The organism is Bacillus sp. M13(2017) (assembly GCF_002218325.1).
Classification (GTDB): Bacteria; Bacillota; Bacilli; order Bacillales; family Bacillaceae_G; genus Bacillus_A; species Bacillus_A thuringiensis_K.
The window spans coordinates 26,974-47,995 of sequence record NZ_KZ268506.1 but is presented as its reverse complement, the minus strand read 5'-3'; the positions used below and the strand labels follow the sequence as shown (position 1 = coordinate 47,995).

Sequence of the window (21,022 nt, the reverse complement as noted above, 5' to 3'; positions counted from 1 at the left end):
CCCCTTCATGAGCGACTATTCAGTACCTCAGCAATATGCATTACTTTTACTTCTTTTCCTAAACGCTCAATACGTCCGCCAATGTTTAACAAACACCCACAATCTGCACCGATTAAATAATCTGCACCTGTTTCCATGACACTATCTACTTTTTCGTCTACCATTTGCTCAGAAATTGGAGTCATCTTAACTGAAAACGTTCCCCCAAACCCGCAACAATTTTGCACGTTTGGCAAATCTCTCACAGTTAATCCTTTTACATTTGATAATAAAATTCCTGGTGCTTCTTTTACTCCAAGCATACGCGTCATATGACATGATTTATGAATAGTAGCTATCCCTGGTAAACTTGCACCAACATCTGTAACTTTTAAAACATCTACAATAAACTGTGTAAATTCATAAGTTTTATCAGCAACTTTTTGTGCACGTTTAGCCCACTTTGGATCATCTTTGAAAACATGCGGATACTCATGAAACATTGTCGCACAAGAACCAGATGGCGTAACAATATATTCTGCATCTTCGAAAGTTTCAATCATATGTTTCATCGCTTCTTTTGCTGCTTCTACATGGCCGCTATTATAAGCAGGCTGCCCACAACAAACTTGTGCTTCTGGAAATTCAATTTCACAACCTAAACGCTCCAACACTTCAACTGTTGCTTTGCCGACATTTGTTTCAAACATATCGACTAAACAAGTAACAAATAAAGTAACTTTCATAACTATTACTCCCCCTTTTTACAACTTCACCAACAAACATACGGTCATCAGATGACTTAGTAGAGAAGAAATAGGCTCAACCATGGCCTATCCTCTCCCTCTTCTAAAGAAAACGCTTACTTAATCTTTCTCTATTTTATCAGAAAATTAAATTTTTAAAAGATTAAATTACGAATTTATATCGTTTTTACCTGTGACAATATGTTCTACATTTGTTAAATGATCTAGCATTGCTTGCTGCGCTAATTCTACATCTTGTTTTAACACCGCATCATATATAACTTGATGCTCTTCTATAAGTCGTTCTGATGTCGTTTGTTCACCATATAAAATAATGCGTCTTGATTCACCAATTGTTTCAGCAATCATCTCTGAAACATGATTCATGAGTTCAAGCAAAATGTTATTATGCGAAGACTCTGCAATTCCCATATGAAATTGAAAATCGGCTTTTTCGCCAGCCTTTTCATCTCCAATGCTCTTTGCCATTTCATCTAACCAATGTTTCATATTTTGTAAATTATCTTCCGTACGTTTTGCCGCCGCTACTCGAACTGCCCCCACTTCAAGCACCTTTCGTACTTCTAATAAATTCAAAATATCTTCTTTCTTCATTAATAATCTATTGTTTAATGATTTCGTTAATGAAGAAGAATCGAAGTTCTTCACATATGTACCTTCTCCTTGTTTCATCTCAATTAAGCCCATCGCTCTTAGCGCACTTAGCGCTTCACGAACAGCAGATCTGCCAACTTGAAACTGCTCAGCTAATTGATGCACAGGGAGTAGTTTGTCACCAGGTTTTAACGTACCATTTTTAATCATTGTTAAAATAGCTTCAGATACTTCTTCGTAAATTTTTTTCGGTTTAATAGATTTGTACTCCAGTTAAATCACCTCAGTATCTTCCAAACAACAATTGAAACGATTTATAAAAACTTTGCATCATAACTATTTTAGACCGAATTGATAAGAAGTACAAATGTTTTGTTCATAAAATAGTCGAATTTTCGATATTTATTACATATTAATTTATATTTTTATGTATAAATATTTCCTTCAATATAAAGAACATGTCCTCAAAATTAGAACATGCCCCCCTCATCCTGTACATTCAGTTTAATACTAACCGTTGTTCCCTTATCTTTTTCACTTTCAATTTGCCACTGTCCACCATGTATATGAACAATTTGTTTCACAATAGCAAGGCCTAAACCTGTTCCACCGTGTTGACGACTTCTCGCTTTATCAACTCGGTAAAAGCGTTCCCCAAGGTTTTCCAAATGTTCTATATCAATGCCAATTCCTGTATCTTGTATTTTTAATTCACAGTAATCATAGATTTGCTTTAAAGTTATAACGATATTTCCTTTTTGATTTGTATACCGTATCGCATTATCTAACACATTATGAAGCACTTGTTGCATACGATCCTCATCAATCATGACAATGACCTCTGGATTTAAATTGGTTGAAATATGAATTTCCTTTTCTATAAACTTAATCTCATACGTATCTAATACGTCTTCAATCAGCTGTGAAAAAACGATAGGTTGCTTCTTTAACGGAAAGTGCTCGCCTTCTAATTGTGCTAAGTCTAACAAGTCATGAACGAGACGCTGCATACGACCTGCTTCTTTATGAATTAGCTGCGTTACTTTTTCCTGCTGCGGTCCCTTTGCAACACCATCTAAAATAGCCTCGCTATACCCTTTTATATAACTAAGTGGTGTTCTAAGTTCATGCGAAACATTTGCTAAAAATTCCTTACGCTTTACATCTTCTGTTTCTAATGAATTTGCCATTTTATTAAATGCTTTTCCTAATCGTCCAATTTCATCCTCTGAAGAAACTGTAATCCGCTCCGAGAAATCTCCCGTAGCCAAATGATTTGCAACCCGCTCCATTTGCGAAAGTGGCTTCGTAATTGCAATTATAATTTTTCTTCCAACCCATATCGTAATTAAAATCATAGCAATTGCTAACGGTGCTAAAATAAGACCCATATCATAGATTAAATCTTTTATACTTTTTAAAGGAATATACGAATAGACAATTCCGACTAATTTTTTATTTTCCAATACAGGAATGACAACCCCCATAATATTACGGTCAAAATGTTCTTCATATCCTATTTTTGTCACAGTTTTCCCATCTAATAGCGTTTGCCTATCTCCTTCACTTATAAGAGAATGGTGATGCACATCAAAAGGCAAACATGCGCTTAAGTCACGCGGATTAGACACAAAAATAACGTCTGAACTAGATATTTGATCAAACGATCTTACTTTCTCTTCAAAAGTTGATATTCCTTCACGCCTATCATATTGAGCAGCAAGACTTTTTCCTTCCATTACTAACGAAGCTTTTAAATTATCAACGTATAATTTTTCATACGAGTATAAAGATACGAAATAAAGAAAGGACACTGTTACACATACTGCACATACTACTGTAAGCCAAATTTTTTGTACCATCGTAAACATACGTTACACCTCGAATTTATAGCCTACACCCCAAACAGTTTGAATGTAGTTTCCACTTTCTCCAAGCTTCAAGCGCATCGTTTTCACATGCGTATCTACTGTTCTTGTACTTCCGGCATAATCATATCCCCATACCTTTTCAAGTAATTGCTCCCGGCTAAACACTTGTCCTGTATGCTGGCAAAGAAAATATAGTAAATCAAACTCTTTTACAGTAAGAGAAATCAATTCACCATCCGCCTCGATTCGTCTACTTTTTTCATTGATAAGAATTGGTCCAAATTGAATCTCTTCTTGCTGTTCTTGCTTTGTATATCTTCTTAGCACAGCTTCCATACGGGCAACCAATTCACCAGGACTAAACGGTTTTACAATATAGTCATCTGCTCCCATACGTAAGCCGTTCACCCTATTCCACTCTTCACCTTTTGCGGTTAAAAATATAATCGGCACATCTGACGTTTTTCTAATTTCTTTACAAACTGAAAGTCCATCCATTTCTGGCATCATTATATCTAATACAACGAAATCATAATGATCCGTTTCTAGCTTTTTAAGAGCCTCTTTTCCATTTTCAGCTTCTCCCCACTCATATCCAAAGTTATCCAAATACATTCCAACAAGCTGCCTCATATCACTTTCATCATCTACAACTAGCACTCTATATTTATTCATTGTCCTTCCCTTCCCTCTCTATGAGTTGAAACGGTCCTTTTCCGACTTTAATTGTTTGTTTTATTTTCAAATTCTTCATATCCATAACGCACACTTCATCACTATCATAACTGGCTACATACCCTTCTGCTCCGCTCTCCAAAAATGCAAATGGATTCGACCCTACTTCTACAGAAGCTATTTCTTTATATGTGCTAACATCAAACTTTCTAAGTGTATTCGACCCATGACTGAGTGCATATACGTACTTACTATCCTTCGTTATATTCACAGGCATAAATGGAGCGTGTAAAGAACGCACCATTTCTCCACTCTGTAAAGAATACACTAACACTTTCTCATTTACTTGATTTCCATCACCATGTCCGCCAATCCATATTTCTTTCCCATCAGGACTAATCGTCGCTCCTGTTGATGCTGGCGGAATCATAAAGGATTGAACAACTTCTTTTTTCTTCGTATCAATTGTCGTTAGTTTCGTATCATAAAAGTTTAGTACAGATAACCGATTCTGATACTCTACCATCGTTATAGGCCCTTTTCTTGTTGAAACATTTCCTGTCTCTTTCCCATTTATCGTAAAGAATCTTACCTTTTGAACATTTTGATCAGCAGCAAATAATTGTTTTTTATCTGCTGATACGACCACATTTACAATGCCCTTTCCAGTTTTATATTTTTCCACTTGCCTTCCTTCCGCTAGTGAATATACATACATATATTCTAATTGCTTACCGTATACAAGTATTTCATCGCCATTTGGAAGCAGTGTGATTCCGGCCATTGGCTCATTTAGTTCCCATGTCGTAATTAACTTTTTATCCTTTTTATCAATAAAACTAATACTGCCTTCTTTTATATTCGTAGTTATAATAACATTTTTATCTTTAGCAATTGGTGTATATGAACTTCCTTGACACCCTACTAATAGAAATAAAAAACAGAGAAGAAAAACATACTTTCTCAAAAGATTCCCTCCATCTTCAGATGATTTCGTTATAATTGTAAAATAACAAATAAATGTGTGGAAAGTGTGAAATTTCCCTTTCTTACTCAATTTACATATATAATGTACAACAAATAGAATTTGAGGTGTGTCAATTATGCTATTTCCTGATTTAGCGAATAAAATTGTACGAGAAGTACGCAGACTAATTACAGAAAATATAATTATCATTAATATAGAAGGCGTTATTATCGCAAGTACAGATACAGAAAGAATTGGACAATTTCATGAAGGTGCACTCCGCTGCGCCAAACAAAAGAAAACCGTCATCATTACAAAAGAAGATGAAAGGCGATTGCAAGGTGTAAAGGCTGGGATGAATCTTCCTTTATTATTTCATGATGAAGTAATTGGTGTCATTGGGATTACAGGAGAACCTGAAAACATTTCACGCTACGGAGAAATATTGCGTAAGATGACCGAATTATTAATTCATGAAAACTACTTTTTAGAGCAACTAGAACTTGAGCACCGTTCTTATGAAGCTTTTGTCTTTGATTGGCTTCAAAATACAGAGTGGTCCCCGAGTTTTCTTGATCGCGCAAAAACACTTGGCATTGATTTATATAAGAAAAAACAACTTATTTTGTTTTCTATTGGCAAAAATGACACGATGCTCCAGCGTAAAATATGGCAACACATACGTAATATTTTAACAAAAGAGCATCTATTTGTTCGCTGGGGAAATGATCGTTTTATTTTATTTACAGCAATGAGCTCCAAAGAGCAAACTTATCAATTTTTAAAACGATTAAAACAAGACTGCGAAACTTTATTTTCTATTCCTTTATATATAGGGATTGGACAAACAGTTACCTCAAACAATATGAGCATATGTTACGAACAAGCATTACGCGCTCTTTCTGTATCATTGGAAACGAAAAAAATTGTATTTAATGAAGATTTACGTTTAGAAATGTGTTTACAAGATATTTCTGCCGAAACGCGTGAACAATTTCTAGAGCGTACCATCGAAAACTTATTATCATTTCCTGAGCTTATGCACACTTTACGCTTATTTATCGATTATAACCAATCTTATAAACAGACGGCTAAACAATTACATATACACATTAACACATTACATTACAGGCTAAAAAAGATTGAAGAACATACAGGACTTGATCCAAAACAATTCAAAGACTTAAACGTTTTATACTTCGCACTTCTCCTATTAGATAATCATATAAAAAAGAACGATAAAATAGATTAATCTTTAGATGATTATACATAGAAAGAATCCCTCAACTTTTTTATCATTATAATGAAAGCACTGTTACCACGTTGTTTATTATAACTAAACACGTTAACAGTTTGAGGGGGATTTCCAATGTTAGAAAAACAAATTATTCATTCATTCGTATCTATTGTTGGCGAAGATAATGTAGATACATCCAATATGGGGCGTTTAACTTATAGTTATGATGCTACTCCAAACTTCCAAGCAATGCCTGATGCAGTCATTGCTCCTCGTAATACAAATGAAGTAGCTGAAGTGTTAAAAGTATGTAACACTCACAAAATTCCTGTGTATGTGCGCGGGTCTGGAACAAATCTTTGCGCAGGAACATGTCCACTTGAAGGCGGTATCGTCCTTATTTTCCGCCATATGAACAATATTTTAGAAATTGATGAAGAAAACTTAACAATTACTGTACAAGCTGGTGTCATTACACTTGATATTATTAAAGCGGTAGAAGAAAAAGGTTTATTTTATCCACCAGATCCAAGCTCGATGAAAATTTCTACAATCGGCGGTAATATTAATGAAAACTCAGGTGGATTACGCGGTTTGAAATATGGCGTAACACGTGATTATGTAATGGGGCTTGAACTTGTCTTACCAAATGGTGATATTATTCGCACTGGTGGTAAATTAGCAAAAGATGTAGCTGGTTACGATTTAACTCGTTTATTTATCGGTTCTGAAGGAACACTTGGCGTGGTAACAGAAGCTATATTAAAACTTGTTCCTATGCCTGAAACAAAGAAAACAATGCTTGCATTATATGAAGATATTAATGAAGCTGCACGTGCTGTTTCTTCTATTATTGCAAATAAAATCATTCCAGCAACACTGGAGTTTTTAGACCAACCGACAATTGAAGTAGTAGAAGAGTTTGCACAAATCGGTTTACCTACAGATGTAAAAGCAATTTTATTAATCGAACAAGACGGTCCGCCCGAAGTAGTCAATCGAGATATTGAAAACATGGCTAATGTTTGCCGCTCTATGAATGCAGTTGATGTTCGCGTTGCAAAAGATGAAACAGAAGCAGATGCGCTTCGTACCGCTCGCCGTAGTGCTCTATCAGCGCTCGCACGACTAAAACCTACTACAATATTAGAAGATGCAACTGTACCACGTTCACAAATCGCTCCTATGGTTGAAGCTATTAATGCCATTGCAAAAAAATATAATATTCCTATTTGTACGTTTGGACACGCTGGTGATGGTAATTTACATCCAACTTGTATGACAGACGCTCGTAATGCAGAAGAAATGCACCGAGCTGAGCAAGCTTTTGCTGAAATATTTGCGAAAGCAATTGAACTTGGTGGCACAATTACTGGTGAACATGGTGTTGGTGCAATGAAAGCTCCATATTTAGAAATGAAATTAGGTAAAGAAGGTATTGCAGCTATGCAAGGAATAAAGCAAGCTTTCGATCCAAATAACATTATGAATCCTGGAAAAATGTTCGCGAAAGACACTCGAAAAAGAGTGGTGGTTGAGCGATGACCACATTAAATAAAGAAAATATTCAAAAAGAATTTAAAGAACGATTAAGTGAAGATGAATTACTAAACTGTATGCGATGCGGTTTTTGTTTACCTACTTGTCCTACCTACATTCAATCCGGATATAAAGAGTCACATTCACCGCGCGGACGTATCGCATTAATGAAAGCAGTCGTTGATGGTTTAATCGAACCAGATGAAGATGTTGAAAATACATTAAACGTTTGTCTTGGTTGCCGTGCTTGTGAGCCTGTTTGTCCATCTGGTGTAAATTATGGACATTTATTAGAAGAAGCTCGTGATATTATTAATCAAAATAAAAAATTCTCAGTGCCAGTGAAAGCTGTTCGAAAAGTCGTTTTTGAAGGATTATTCCCCCATCAAAATCGAATGAGAACATTAACTGGACTAATCGGATTTTATCAACGTTCTGGTTTACAAACGCTAACACATAAAACAGGGATTATGAAGTTATTCCCTGAAACACTTGCAACGATGGATCTCGTTTTACCCAAAGTCCCTAAAATGAAAGCGATGAAAAATCGTCCTTCATTTTTACCTGCAGAAAGTACAAAGAAAAAACAAGTTGCATTCTTCACAGGCTGCTTAATGGATACGATGTTTTTAGAAACAAATAACGCAACGATGAAACTTCTTCAATTAGCTGGTTGTGATATCGTTATTCCGAAAACACAAAGTTGCTGCGGTGCATTGCATGGACATGCTGGTGAAAAGAGTGGAGCAAAAGAATTAGCAAAGCGAAATATAAAAGCATTCGAAGATTTAAACATCGACTATATTATTACGAATGCAGGTGGTTGCGGAGCTTATCTCGTAGACTATGATTATCTTTTAAAGGATGATCCGGATTGGGCTGAACGTGCTAAGCAGTTTATTTCTAAAATTAAAGATATTACTGCTATTCTAGTAGAACTAGATTTCCATAAACGTAATGACTTACGACTCACGCCGCAAGTTATTACGTATCAAGACTCTTGTCATTTACGCAATGTTATGCGCACATCTTCTGAACCTCGTATGTTACTAGAGGCTATCCAAGGTGCAACATACCGTGAAATGAAAGATGCCGACCGTTGCTGTGGTTCTGCTGGTATTTACAATATTGTTCATTCAGAGTTATCAATGGCATTTCTAGATTACAAAATGGACCGTGTGCATGAAACAGACGCAGCAACCATTGTTACTGCAAATCCAGGTTGTTTATTACAAATGAAATTGGGCATTGAGCGAGAAGGGCTTTCTCATAAAATGAGAGGAATTCACATTGTGGATTTATTATTAGAAGCAATTGAAACTAACTCGTAACATACGTAATAATAGGAAAACGGCTATCTCCTTCGTCTATGTAAAGAGATAGCCGCTTTTTTGTCTGCTACAACATTAAAAATATGTTACTTTATTATAAAAAAGAACAACAGAAACATTACAGTTTTGTAAAAATCAATCCATTATATTCCTCAAAAAATCGCTCAAACCATTGATACAATAGGATTCTTCATTTTCTATTTAGGTAACTTTATCCAAAAATCCCCTCTTAAAACCAAGTATAAAAACACTATAAATTCCTTTTATACTCTATATTTCTCTTATTTTTGTTCCCTTCTTCTCTTAGGATAAATTAGGTAATTTTAAAGTCTATGAATTTTTTTCCATCTTTTTTCTCGCAAATTGTATGCTACGATGAATTTGTCAGTCAGACAGGCTGTCAAAAACAAATCGTGTGAAAACAAATTAAAACTTTATATAGGGGGACACACATCATGAAAAAGCGTGTTTTATTATCTGTAGCTGCTGCAACAGCTCTTACTTTAGGAGTATCTTCTCTAGATGCACAAGCTGCAACAGTACAACCATCTAACTTAAAGGTTCAAAATATTCAGCATTCAAAAGTGATGATGAAACAAATGAGCCAACAAGAATTACAAGCATTCTTACAATCTATGGGCGTTGAATCATTAGCACAATGGCAACAAGGAAACTTCCAACCAAACTGCTTCATTCCTGGTCAACAACCTACTGAAAATGTTGTAACTGAGCAACCAACTGCTAAGCCAGAAACTCAAAAGCCTGCTGAACAAAAACCAGTTGAGCAAAAGCCTGCTGAAGAAGTTCAAAAACCAGAAGCTCAAAAACCTGCTGAAAACAACAATACTCAAAAACCTACTGAACAAAAACCTGCTGAGCAAAAGCCTGCTGAAGAAACAAAATCTTTAAGCGAGTTTGAACAACGTGTTGTTGAATTAACAAATGCTGAGCGTGCAAAACAAGGCTTACCAGCACTAAAAATCGATACTGAATTAAGCAAAGTAGCACGTATTAAGTCTGAAGATATGCAAAAAAACAACTACTTTGATCATAACAGCCCTACATACGGGTCTCCGTTTGACATGATGAAGAAATTTGGCATTTCTTATACATCTGCAGGTGAAAACATCGCTCAAGGCCAACGTACACCTGAAGAAGTAGTACAAGCTTGGATGAACAGCGCTGGACACCGTGCAAACATCTTAAATAACGGCTTCACTCATATCGGTGTTGGTTATGTAGAAAGCGGCAACTACTGGACACAACAATTTATTACGAAGTAAATAGATTAAAAGAGTCTTCTCATAATGAGAAGACTCTTTTTTAAGTTTCATAGCTTTCTATTATGTATGAATAGAAAATATATAACATAAACAACATAGATCCACAGCTTATTACACTAAGCAATACATAAAATCCCCACTCTAAGTTCAAAAACAATGAAAACAATATGCCACATGCCATCACTTGAAAAATCCGTCTACTCACTAAACGAATTTTTTGTAATTTAATTGGGTCTTTTTCTTTGCCTTTTATTTTCTTAAATTCTTTACTCAGCATAAAAAGAAACATACTAATCCCAATCGTTAATCCTGTTTGAAAGGATATCAAATCCCCAAAATTAATAAAGAGGATAAGCATATGAATAAACAACATAAATAACGTAATTTTCTTTATAAATCCGCCTATAATACCATGCTCTCTTTCATTAAACTTAAATATATTATGTGAAATAATATACAAAAATCCATATGAAAAAATAATAAAACAGGGAATAAATGCTACAACAACTTGTTTACTCATAAACTCGTTTGGCTCACCATTTACATTCCAATGTACTGCCATACGATTTGGTAAATAGGGATAAAGACATAGAGTAAGTAAAAGACAAGCGAAAAATATTCCAAGTACATACTTATATTTGATCAAGTGATTCTCACCTCTCTTTTCTCTTAACGGCTTCGCTTCTTGTAGAGAAATCCCTGCAAAAATCTACTTTTTTCAAGTTAAAACTTATACTTTACGCATTTTCTTTTTGAAATTCTTTTATTTTATTATTTAACTTTGCAGGAAACGGCACATCAACTTCAATCGCTTCTTTCGTAATTGGATGCAAGAAATTTATCTTCATCGCATGTAATGCTTGACTGGACATATATTTTGTTTGTCCACCATATAATACATCCCCAACTAGTGGATTACCATTATGACTCATATGAACACGAATTTGATGTGTTCTACCCGTTTCTAATTGTAACGTTACGAAAGTCGTGTTTTGCTTCTTAAAATACTTTTCTACTTTATAATATGTGATAGCCTGGTCACCTTTTGGAGAAATACGACGCCTTGTAGCATGATGGCGATCCCTTCCGATAGCAGCATCAATCTTTCCTTGTTTCTTCTTTACTTTCCCTTCAACGAGCGCAGCATACGTTCTTTTAATTTTTCTTTCCATTAATAGACGATCCATAATTGCACCAGCAATTCTATGCTTAGCAAACACGACACCACCTGTCGTATCTTTATCTAAACGATGAATATGACGCACCCTCGTCTCTAAACCTTGCATTTGAAAATGAAAAGCAACAAGATTTGCAAGCGTCCCGGTTCCACCTTTTTCAGCAGGGTGTGTGTCCATTTGCTCTGGTTTATTTACGATAAGTACGTGATCATCTTCGTATACTACATGTAATTCACCATATTCTGGATCTACATCGTACTCTTCCTCCGCAAACATATGGACTTGTAACTTATCGTTCTCTTTTAAAAGCTCATTCCATCTTCTTTGTTCCCCGTTAACCGTAACACCTTTTTCCATACGAAGCTGATGTAATAGCTTTTTCGGTATTTCCCATTCTACTTTTAATACCGATTCAATACTTATACCACTCCATTTAGCTGGAACGGTAATTTCACACCATTCGCCCTTTTTCTTTGTTTCCATACTGTTTATCACCTTATTTCTATTGATTCTCTCATTGTAACGGAAAACACACTTTGATGCACCGTCAAAAATAGAGGACAGTCTTATAATAGACTGCCCCTCAAGCTCTAAGTCTTTTCATTTCTAACAATACTTCTTCAGCTTTTTGTTCATACGATAAATCCTTAAAGAAATCCGCCAACCTTTTATAGTCATTGTAAGCATCTAATAAATCGTCCATCTTTTCTATTTTCATCACTTGTTGTTTTTGTTTCATTTTTACTGGATAGCGATAACCTGATACTTCTTGTATTTTGTAATACTCATCCTCTACTTGAACGACCTTTACAAGTTCTTCCTCTTCTGCATCCATCGTATACCCGTCAAATTCTCTAAGTAGTTCATAAATGATATGAGTCCATTCATCTTTTGGATAAAATCCTTTTTCTAACCGATAACCGACAATGCGATACATATGCCCATCGTTCTCGGCAAACTGTACTGTATCATTTAACTTAAACTTAAAATAACGAAACATTGCCTTCACCTACTTATTATGTAATGTTCTTATCACATACTATTTGCAAAATGTAGGCTTTGCTATTCATAAAAAATGCTCATCAATATGATGAGCATTTTTTACAATGATTTTTCTCGTTTTTTTCGAAATGGTAACCACCAGTTCCAGTCTCCAAATAACTTCATTAAGCTTGGTACGAGCATAAGACGAATAATTGTTGCATCAAGAAATATTGCTAACGCAACGCCAAGACCCATCTGCTTTACTGGTAAAATATCAGTAAATGCGAATGCACCAGTTACAACAATCATTATTAAAGCAGCTGATGTAATGATTCTACTTGTTGAAACGAGCCCTTCTAACGTTGCTTGATCGTTATCTCCTGTTTCTTCATAGAGCTCATGAATACGTGAAATAAGAAATACTTCATAATCCATACTAAGCCCAAATACGAGGCCAAAAATGAAGATTGGTAAGACAAACAGAACCGGACTCGTTTCTAAACCGAAATGACCACCTTCAAATAACCAAACAACAATTCCAATAGTTGCACTTAAACTAAGTATATTCATAACAATTGCCTTAATTGGAATGAGTATAGATCGGAATGCAAATAATAATATAACAAAGGTCGATCCAAATATAACAGACATACCAATTACTACTTTATCTTTAATTTCATCTTCTAATTCTTGTTGAAATGTCGTCATTCCTCCTAGATAATAAGTAACATCCGTTTCTTTATAGTTCTTTTTAAAGTCACGCACCCACTGTTTTGCAGTCTCTGTACGTGGTTTTGTTTTCAAAAAGATTTCTATCGTCGTCTTATTCCCTTGCGTGTATGCTTCAAATACAGGAGTTAGTTTCGCTGATTCTGGCGACTGTAATATTCCAACAACTTGATCTACTTTCATTCCAGTTAACCCGTCGTATAAACTTCTTACTTCATGTACTTTCTTATCATCTTTTAACTTTTGAACGACTTCTTCTATCTTTTGTAGACTTTCTTTTTCTTTCATATCTTTTTTCGTCTCTACAACTAACGTAACATCAGCGTGTGTTTTGACAGTTTCATTAAATGCTTCTTCATACTTTTCATATGCAATTCTTGTATCACTCTTTTCAGGTAAAGCTTCAACACCAGGGAACTGCAAATTAGCTGTACGTAACGGTAATAAGCAAATAACAATAAATGTTGTAACAACAATAATCATTGCAATTGGATGTTTCATCACAAATTGTGCAAATTTACGCCATGCTTTTGCCGGCGTATGTGCTACTTGATTCTTTTTTAATATTCTTTTACCTATTAACGATAATAGTGCTGGAAGAAGTGTGAGTGAGAATAAAATGCTCATAATGACAACAATCATTCCGCTAATCGCTACAGATTGAATATAATCTATCTTAAAGAAAAACAAACCGGATAACCCAACAAATACACATAATCCTGAAAATACAATCGCACGTCCTGCCGTTTGATATGTAATTGCTATCGCTTCTTTTACCGTTCGTTTAGCAACTTCCTCTCGAAAACGGTTCACAAATAATAGCGCAAAATCAATAGATAATGCAAGTCCAATCATCGGTGCAACGTTTAACACGAAAATAGATAGTTCTTTATCAACACCGATGAAATACAATATCCCCATCGTACTAATAACACTAAGCGCCCCATTCAAAATCGGTAAAATTGATGCCAAAAGACTCCCAAACGAAAATAGTAATACAAGAAACGCAATTGGTAATCCAATCATTTCTGCTACTTTTAAATCATTTTGCGTTCTTTCATTAATCTCTTGATTAATTTTCGGAAATCCTGTAGGTGTTAATTTTAATGCTACATTACTTTCTTTCTCAATCTCATCAGCAAATTGTAATGTCTTTTCCATTCTTTCTTTATTTGTTTTCCCGGAAAATAAAATTGTCGCATAACCGATGTCATCTTGTAGCATTTCTTTATTTTGGATTGGGTGATGGAAAGATTCATAGTTCTCTTTCTCTTGAACATTCTTTACAATTTCATCTATTCGTTTTTTAAATTCCTCATGCGAAACATCTTTATTTTTCTCAAAAACGAGCAGAAGCGTATCTTGAGACTTCTTAAAATCTTTATCTAAAATTTCTTTTGTTTTTTGATAGTCGCCTTCCGTTTGGAAACCATCGCCACCTAATACTCCCGGTAGCTTTGGAGCAAAAATCCCAAGTGCGATTGCGAGCAACAGTAGCGCTACAATTACTGTATAACGAGACTGATACAAAAAGGCTCCTAACTTCCCCCACTTATCAACTTTATGTACATTTGTCTTCACACATTTTCACCTACTTTAAATGATTCAATTGTCACTTATACTGTATCACATCTTGATATAAACAAAAAACGTCTGGAGAAACTATAATGATAGTTTTTCCAGACGTCTTTCTATCTCTCTTTATTAAGCCCTAATCTCTCAGTAAGTAAACGATGGTAGTAAATCGCGATAATTAACAAAATACCACCTACGCAGTAACCAGCTAAAATATCAGTTGGGTAATGTACATTTAAAATGACTCTACTTAATCCAATCGATAGAATTACTATACCCATCAAAATTATTGTGACACATTTCCCAGCTACGCTTTTCAAATTAGCAGCAATGATATAAGTAAGAAATCCAAATGTCATAATCGATAGCATTGCATGTCCACTAGGAAAACTATATCCAAGTGCATCTAGCGCTTCATTTAATGACGGACGTTCTCTCTTTACAATCTCTTTTATCCCTTTATTCACAAGATGTGTTATTAAAATTCCCATTGGATATACAATCATCGCAGCATAATAACGCTTCTTCCAAAAAACAAGCAAACTTATAACGAGCGTAGCGACTATCCCAATTGCTGATCCCAATTTTGTAAAGTACGAGAAAAATGTAAGAGAACTTTCCGTTTGCAGCCCTCTTACTAATCCACGGACATATGTATCCATCACTGTAACGCCACCTGCATGTACGCGCCAAGCAACAATACCAAATACAGCAAATAACAAACCGATACACATTACCTCATACTGATGTAACTTCTTCAAACGATTTCCTCCTACTATGAAAAAATGCGATTTCTACTTTAGAAACCGCATTTCCTTACTTATTTACCTTTTGTTTTTAGCTCTGTCCAGTAACGATCATAATCTTTTAACTTATCGTCCACATCAACAAGCCATTCTGTACGATCTAACTCTTCTTTCGTTAAGAAGATCATGTGATTATCACGGTATTCTTTACTATGAAGAGGATGAGCTTTTTCATTTGGATTACTGTAACCAATTGACTCGTAGTTTTTCACACTTACTTTTTCATCTAGTAAGTAGTTCATAAATTTCTCAGCAAGCTCTTTATGTTTTGCACCTTTTGGAATTGCTAACGTATCAGCCCAAATTGTGCCGCCTTCTTTTGGTACAACATATTCTACATCTTTATTATCTTTTGCGATAAATGCTGCATCTCCAGACCAAACTGTTCCAATCCAAGCATCTTCTGTAATGAATTTTTGTTTAATGTTATCTGTATCAAATGCTAATAAGTTTGGAAGCAGCTTCTTTAAATCATCTGCTGCTGTCTTTAATTGTGCATCGTCTTTCGTACTGTTTGAGAACCCGTGCTTCTTAAGACCCATTCCTAATACTTCACGAGAATCGTTTAGTAACGTTACGCGTCCTTTATATTTCTCATTCCATAAGTCAGCCCAGCTTGTAGGTGCTTCTTTCACATACTTTTTATTGTATGCAATCCCTGTTACACCCCAAGTGTACACTAAAGAATATTTATTCTCTGGATCAAACGCAGGTGTTTTGAAATTAGAAACCATGTTTTCGATATTTGGGATATTCTTTTTATCTAACGGCGCTAATAAGTCCATTTTCGCCATTGTTTTAACCATGTAATCAGACGGCTGGATTAAGTCATACTTTGCACCACCAGCTTGTAATTTTGCAAGCATTTCTTCATTACTTGCGTACTTGTCATAGTTAATTTTCACATTATACTTTTTTTCAAAATCTTTTAGCACTTGCTCATCAAAATTGTCAGCCCAGCTATAAATATTTAATTCTTCTTTCTTTTCACCACAACCAGCAAGCACACCAGCAACAAGGCTAAAGCTAATTGCTGCGCCAGCTATTCTTTTCATTAATTTCATCGATTTATTACCCCCTTGTACTTTCTATATCGTTCGTATTATAAAGGAAGGTGTCCTCCAGAGTTTTCTTCACCATCTGCACCTTTGTTCCGGAAGATTTCAGATAGAACCATTAATCCTACGATAGCAACAATTAAAATTGTAGAAAGAGCATTAATTTCTGGTGATACTCCGCGCTTAACCATACTGTAAATGTATAGTGGCAATGTTGTTGATCCTGGTCCTGATACGAAGAAACTAATTACAAAATCATCAATTGATAATGTGAATGTTAATAATGCTGCTGAAATAACTCCCGGTGCAATTGCTGGGAACGTTACATAACGAAACGTTTGCCAAGGGGTTGCTCCTAAATCATTTGCAGCTTCTTCTAAGTCACGTCCCATACTTGAAAGACGCGCAGCTAAAATAACAACAACAAACGAAATACTAAATGTAATATGTGCAATAATAATCGTTGTTTGTCCAAGTTCCATTCCTAACTGACTGAAAAGAATTAGTAAAGATAATCCCATTAAAATATCCGGAATTAAAATTGGTAAATATACAAGGCCATTAATAGCCCCTTCGAAACGATATTTATAACGATGTAAAGCAATTGCAAAGAATACACCAAGTACCGTTGTCACAATCGTTGTTATAACTGCAATCGTAATACTATTTACAAATGCATCAATAACATCTTGTTTTTGAAATAAATCTGTATACCAATGGAATGTAAAACCTTCCCACTCCGCATTAATGCGAGAGTCGTTGAAAGAATAGACCATTAAAACCATCATTGGAAAATACAAAAATAACAAAATTAACCAAGAATAAGAAACTAAAAACTTCTTCATCTTTGCCTATTCGCCTCCGTTCTCATTATATTTATATACTTTCGTTGCACGATAATATAAGTAAATTAACAGAACAGAGAATAGAACAACGATAATCGATAACGCAGATCCAAACGGCCAGTCACGTGCACCTAAGAATTGGTTTTGAATAACGTTTCCGATTAATGCTACTTTCGATCCGCCCATCACGTCTGATACAACAAACATTCCGATAGAAGAAACGAATACTAAAATAGAACCAGTCGCAATTCCTGACATCGTCATCGGCACTGTTATATTCCAAAATGCCTTTATTGGTGTTGCTCCTAAATCATAAGCCGCTTCTAGCTTACGCTTATCCAGCTGCTCAATTGCTGCATACACTGGTAAAATCATAAATGGTAATAAAGAATAGACCATTCCGAGTATTACAGAAGGAGTATTATATAATAAATTTAACGGTTCACTAATAATGCCAAGCTTTAATAACAACGTATTCACAAGACCTTGTGAACGTAAAATAACAATCCATGCGTATGAACGAACAAGAAAGTTAATCCAAAACGGGATCGTTGCCAATAATAAAAGAATAGAGCGGTATTTGCGGTCAACAATTGTAATTGTATAAGCAAACGGATAACCAATTAATAAACATATTACTGTCGTAATAACTGCGATTTTAACAGTTTCCCATAACGTTCCTAAGTACAATGGGTCAAACACACGGGATATATTCTCCAGCGTAAATTGCATTTCTACTGTCCCGTAAGCTCCGCGCTGCATGAAGGCGAATCCTAATACGAATATGAGCGGGATTAGGAAGAAAATTAACAGCCACGCGACTGTAGGTAGTGCGAGTAATTTCCCTTTTTTCAATTTAAGGTCACCTCGTCCTCTTGCTCCCAGCCTACATATACATTATCTCCAATGCTCCACTGCGCTGCCTCTTCAGCAGTTTGATATGCCATTAGTAATTCTGATGTTTTCTCATCACGTACATAAAGCTTCTCCATATTTCCGACAAACTCAATATCTTCAATATGTCCAAGATGGTATTCTTTTAAAATTGGTTCTTCAACCGAACGTACTTTTACATTTTCAGGGCGAATTGCTACATAGCCTTCCCCGTTTTTCACAATATTATTTTCACCGATGAATGTCGCAACGAACAATGTTTTTGGCTTATTATAAATTTCTTTCGGTGTTCCGATTTGTTCGATATGTCCTTTATTCATAACGACGATACGATCGCTCATGCTCATTGCTTCTTCTTGATCGTGCGTTACGTATATGAACGTAATTCCTAAATTACGTTGTAAGTTTTTCAATTCACGTTGCAAGTCTTTTCGTAACTTAAAGTCAAGCGCTCCAAGTGGCTCATCTAATAGTAATACACGCGGATTATTTACAATCGCTCTTGCAATTGCAACACGCTGCTGTTGTCCACCAGAAAGCTTCGCAGGTTTACGATTACGGAACTCAAGTAACTGCGTTAAACGCATTGCCTCTTCAGCACGCTCTTTCTGCTCTGCTGCTGATACTTTCTGCATTTTCATACCAAAACAAATATTCTTCTCTACTGTCATATGTGGGAATAGTGCGTAATGTTGGAACACTAGGTTCATATGACGTTTATATGGCGGCAAATCGTTAATTCTTTCATCATCTAATAAAAGATTCCCTTTAGTTGGAGTTTCAAATCCTGCGATCATACGAAGTAAAGTCGTTTTCCCGCAGCCACTCGGCCCTAAAATTGTTAAAAACTCTCCCTCTTTAATATCTAAAGAAAGAGGTGGGATAATCACTTGATTTCCAAAATGTTTTTCAACTGCTTCAACTTTAATAATCTTTTTCATTTTCCCGTCCTATCTACCTTAAATTTTAAATTTTTATATTCATGAATAAATATTTATGTTCTATAGACTATTTTTTGTTTCGATCCAAACAAAAATGGTTATTTAGCAAGCGTTCGTTTCTATTCTTTATGTAGTATGTTTGATTCATTTTCGCATGATACATAACGTCGAACAGAAAAACCCCTTCCATTGCGAAGGGGCTTTTATCATACGGCTACGCCTACTGATAAACACCATCATCATTTTAACAACTTTCGTATGAATTTTAAAGCACTTTTTGTAGAAGAGTAACGAATTTTCATGTCGAATGCTGTAGATTGGGCTAAAATGCTTTTATAATGTGAAAAAGTCCGAAAACTTTCTTTCCCATGATAACCCCCTAATCCACTACTTCCAACACCCCCAAAAGGTAAATATGGCGTGGCAAGATGATAGACAACATCATTAATACAGCCTCCACCATATGAAATATTACTCGTCACTTTCTTTTGTACTTCTTTATCTTCAGAAAATACATATAACGCTAACGGCTTCGGATGTTGCTGGATTGTGCCAATTACATCTTCTATATTGTCGTACTCTATGATTGGTAAAATCGGACCAAAAATTTCATCTTCCATAACAGCATCTTGCCATGTAATATCCGCTAGCACTGTCGGTTCAATATGTAATGTATCTTTCTCATAGTTTCCACCAATTACGACTTGACCATCTTGTAAAAATCCACATAATCGTTCAAAATGACGCTCACTTACAATACGCACATAATTTTCATTTTTCAAAGGTTCTTTACTATACTGCTCTGTAATTTCATGTCGCAGTACCTCAATTAGCTTTTCTTTCACGGAAGAATGCACGTACATATAATCAGGCGCTACACACGTCTGCCCTGCATTTAAAAACTTACCCCAAACAATTCTTCTTGCTGTCATCTCTATCTTTGCATCTTTATGTACAATACAAGGACTTTTCCCGCCAAGTTCTAAAGTGAGCGGCGTCAACTGTTTCGCTGCTGCTTCCATTACAACTTTTCCAACGCTAACACTACCAGTAAAGAAAATATAATCAAACGGTTCCTTCAGCAAAGATGTACTCTCTTCAACGCCACCTTCTACTACCGCTACAAGCTCTTCTGGAAATAATTCATCTAGCATTCTCTTAAGCACTTTTGAAACGCTTGGCGTTAACTCTGACGGCTTTAAAACGATTGTATTTCCAGCTGCCAATGCTCCTACAAGTGGTGCAATTGCTAATTGAAAAGGATAGTTCCACGGTGCAATAATAAGCGTCACACCATACGGTTCTGGCACTACTTTTCCTTTTGATCCAAAATGAGTCAGTGCTGTTCGAACTCGCTTCGGTTTACTCCACGATGACATATGTTTCAATTGAAAGGAAATTTCTTTTAATACATATCCAACTTCCGTTGTAAACGACTCGTGAACTGACTTATTTAAATCTAATTTCAATGCCTGAAATATTTCTTCTTCAAAATGCTGAATGCCTTCATAAAGCCTCTTCAAATTATTCTTTCTCATTTCGATGCTTCTCGTATGACCTTTTAAAAAATATTCCTTTTGCCTACTTATAATAGAGGAAATACTCATTCACTCACCTTCTCCCACTATTTTTATCCAATTCTTTCATTATTTATATAGACTTCATATATAACAAATTTCTATTCTTAAAGTTACATTATATATGACTTTTTCAGCTATATAAAATTCATTGCTCACAAAAAAACTACCGAAAGAAAATCTCTCGGTAGT

General features: G+C 35.4%; 19 protein-coding genes. 4 read left to right on the top strand and 15 right to left on the bottom strand.

What is annotated here, in order from left to right; genetic code table 11:
- Positions 1–5: 5 nt before the first annotated feature.
- The 5 genes from CGQ22_RS16890 to CGQ22_RS16870 form a co-directional block, all read right to left on the bottom strand.
- Positions 6–725: a (Fe-S)-binding protein gene (locus tag CGQ22_RS16890; protein ID WP_000869148.1), complete on the bottom strand. Its 720-nt coding sequence runs from the start codon at positions 723–725 to the stop codon at positions 6–8.
- A gap of 168 nt (positions 726–893) precedes the next feature.
- A complete protein-coding gene (locus CGQ22_RS16885) occupies positions 894–1,583 on the bottom strand; it encodes a FadR/GntR family transcriptional regulator (RefSeq protein ID WP_254904515.1) in 690 nt (229 codons plus the stop codon).
- Between the two features lie 227 nt (positions 1,584–1,810).
- On the bottom strand, positions 1,811–3,211 hold the full coding sequence (locus CGQ22_RS16880; RefSeq protein WP_089149017.1) for a sensor histidine kinase: 1,401 nt from the start codon (positions 3,209–3,211) through the stop codon (positions 1,811–1,813).
- 3 nt (positions 3,212–3,214) lie between these two features.
- Positions 3,215–3,886, bottom strand: coding sequence for a response regulator transcription factor (locus CGQ22_RS16875; protein ID WP_001046395.1), 672 nt, complete (start codon positions 3,884–3,886; stop codon positions 3,215–3,217).
- Positions 3,879–4,853, bottom strand: coding sequence for a YncE family protein (locus CGQ22_RS16870; RefSeq protein WP_089149016.1), 975 nt, complete (start codon positions 4,851–4,853; stop codon positions 3,879–3,881). Before CGQ22_RS16870 ends, CGQ22_RS16875 begins: the two co-directional genes overlap by 8 nt.
- 136 nt (positions 4,854–4,989) lie before the next feature.
- On the opposite strand from CGQ22_RS16870, the gene CGQ22_RS16865 reads away from it, so the two are divergent.
- From CGQ22_RS16865 to CGQ22_RS16850, 4 genes are all read left to right on the top strand, one after another.
- Positions 4,990–6,105, top strand: coding sequence for a CdaR family transcriptional regulator (locus CGQ22_RS16865; RefSeq protein WP_089149015.1), 1,116 nt, complete (start codon positions 4,990–4,992; stop codon positions 6,103–6,105).
- 117 nt (positions 6,106–6,222) lie between these two features.
- The gene (gene glcD / locus CGQ22_RS16860; protein ID WP_000890761.1) at positions 6,223–7,635 is read left to right on the top strand and encodes a glycolate oxidase subunit GlcD; all 1,413 of its coding nucleotides are present in this window, start codon (positions 6,223–6,225) and stop codon (positions 7,633–7,635) included.
- Positions 7,632–8,960: a (Fe-S)-binding protein gene (locus CGQ22_RS16855; protein ID WP_089149014.1), complete on the top strand. Its 1,329-nt coding sequence runs from the start codon at positions 7,632–7,634 to the stop codon at positions 8,958–8,960. Before glcD ends, CGQ22_RS16855 begins: the two co-directional genes overlap by 4 nt.
- A 455-nt stretch (positions 8,961–9,415) precedes the next feature.
- The gene (locus CGQ22_RS16850) at positions 9,416–10,243 is read left to right on the top strand and encodes a CAP domain-containing protein (RefSeq protein ID WP_089149013.1); all 828 of its coding nucleotides are present in this window, start codon (positions 9,416–9,418) and stop codon (positions 10,241–10,243) included.
- Positions 10,244–10,283: 40 nt separating this feature from the next.
- Here the strand turns inward: CGQ22_RS16850 and CGQ22_RS16845 are convergent, their stop codons facing one another.
- The 10 genes from CGQ22_RS16845 to CGQ22_RS16800 all read right to left on the bottom strand — a co-directional run bounded on the left by CGQ22_RS16845 (position 10,284) and on the right by CGQ22_RS16800 (position 20,860).
- Positions 10,284–10,889, bottom strand: a complete 606-nt coding sequence (locus CGQ22_RS16845; RefSeq protein WP_000598994.1) for a DUF1648 domain-containing protein — start codon at positions 10,887–10,889, stop codon at positions 10,284–10,286.
- Positions 10,890–10,980: 91 nt separating this feature from the next.
- Complete coding sequence (locus CGQ22_RS16840; protein ID WP_089149012.1) at positions 10,981–11,904, bottom strand: RluA family pseudouridine synthase; 924 nt, start codon at positions 11,902–11,904, stop codon at positions 10,981–10,983.
- Positions 11,905–12,004: 100 nt separating this feature from the next.
- Complete coding sequence (locus CGQ22_RS16835) at positions 12,005–12,421, bottom strand: hypothetical protein (protein WP_000490301.1); 417 nt, start codon at positions 12,419–12,421, stop codon at positions 12,005–12,007.
- Positions 12,422–12,522: 101 nt separating this feature from the next.
- Positions 12,523–14,715 (bottom strand): MMPL family transporter, encoded by a 2,193-nt coding sequence (locus CGQ22_RS16830; RefSeq protein ID WP_046945122.1) that lies wholly within the window; start codon positions 14,713–14,715, stop codon positions 12,523–12,525.
- A 110-nt stretch (positions 14,716–14,825) separates the two neighbouring features.
- Positions 14,826–15,443 carry a phosphatase PAP2 family protein gene (locus CGQ22_RS16825; RefSeq protein ID WP_003300478.1) on the bottom strand — a complete coding sequence of 206 codons (618 nt, stop codon included), beginning with the start codon at positions 15,441–15,443 and terminating at the stop codon, positions 14,826–14,828.
- 86 nt (positions 15,444–15,529) lie between these two features.
- Positions 15,530–16,579 carry a spermidine/putrescine ABC transporter substrate-binding protein PotD gene (gene potD, locus CGQ22_RS16820; RefSeq protein WP_000772487.1) on the bottom strand — a complete coding sequence of 350 codons (1,050 nt, stop codon included), beginning with the start codon at positions 16,577–16,579 and terminating at the stop codon, positions 15,530–15,532.
- 38 nt (positions 16,580–16,617) lie between these two features.
- Positions 16,618–17,418, bottom strand: a complete 801-nt coding sequence (gene potC, locus CGQ22_RS16815) for a spermidine/putrescine ABC transporter permease PotC (RefSeq protein WP_000714192.1) — start codon at positions 17,416–17,418, stop codon at positions 16,618–16,620.
- A gap of 6 nt (positions 17,419–17,424) precedes the next feature.
- Entirely contained in the window at positions 17,425–18,273 is an 849-nt protein-coding gene (gene potB, locus CGQ22_RS16810; RefSeq protein WP_000715490.1) for a spermidine/putrescine ABC transporter permease PotB, read from the bottom strand.
- Entirely contained in the window at positions 18,270–19,253 is a 984-nt protein-coding gene (gene potA / locus CGQ22_RS16805) for a spermidine/putrescine ABC transporter ATP-binding protein PotA (protein ID WP_000720333.1), read from the bottom strand. Before potA ends, potB begins: the two co-directional genes overlap by 4 nt.
- A 239-nt stretch (positions 19,254–19,492) precedes the next feature.
- The gene (locus CGQ22_RS16800) at positions 19,493–20,860 is read right to left on the bottom strand and encodes an aldehyde dehydrogenase (RefSeq protein WP_089149011.1); all 1,368 of its coding nucleotides are present in this window, start codon (positions 20,858–20,860) and stop codon (positions 19,493–19,495) included.
- Positions 20,861–21,022: the final 162 nt, after the last annotated feature.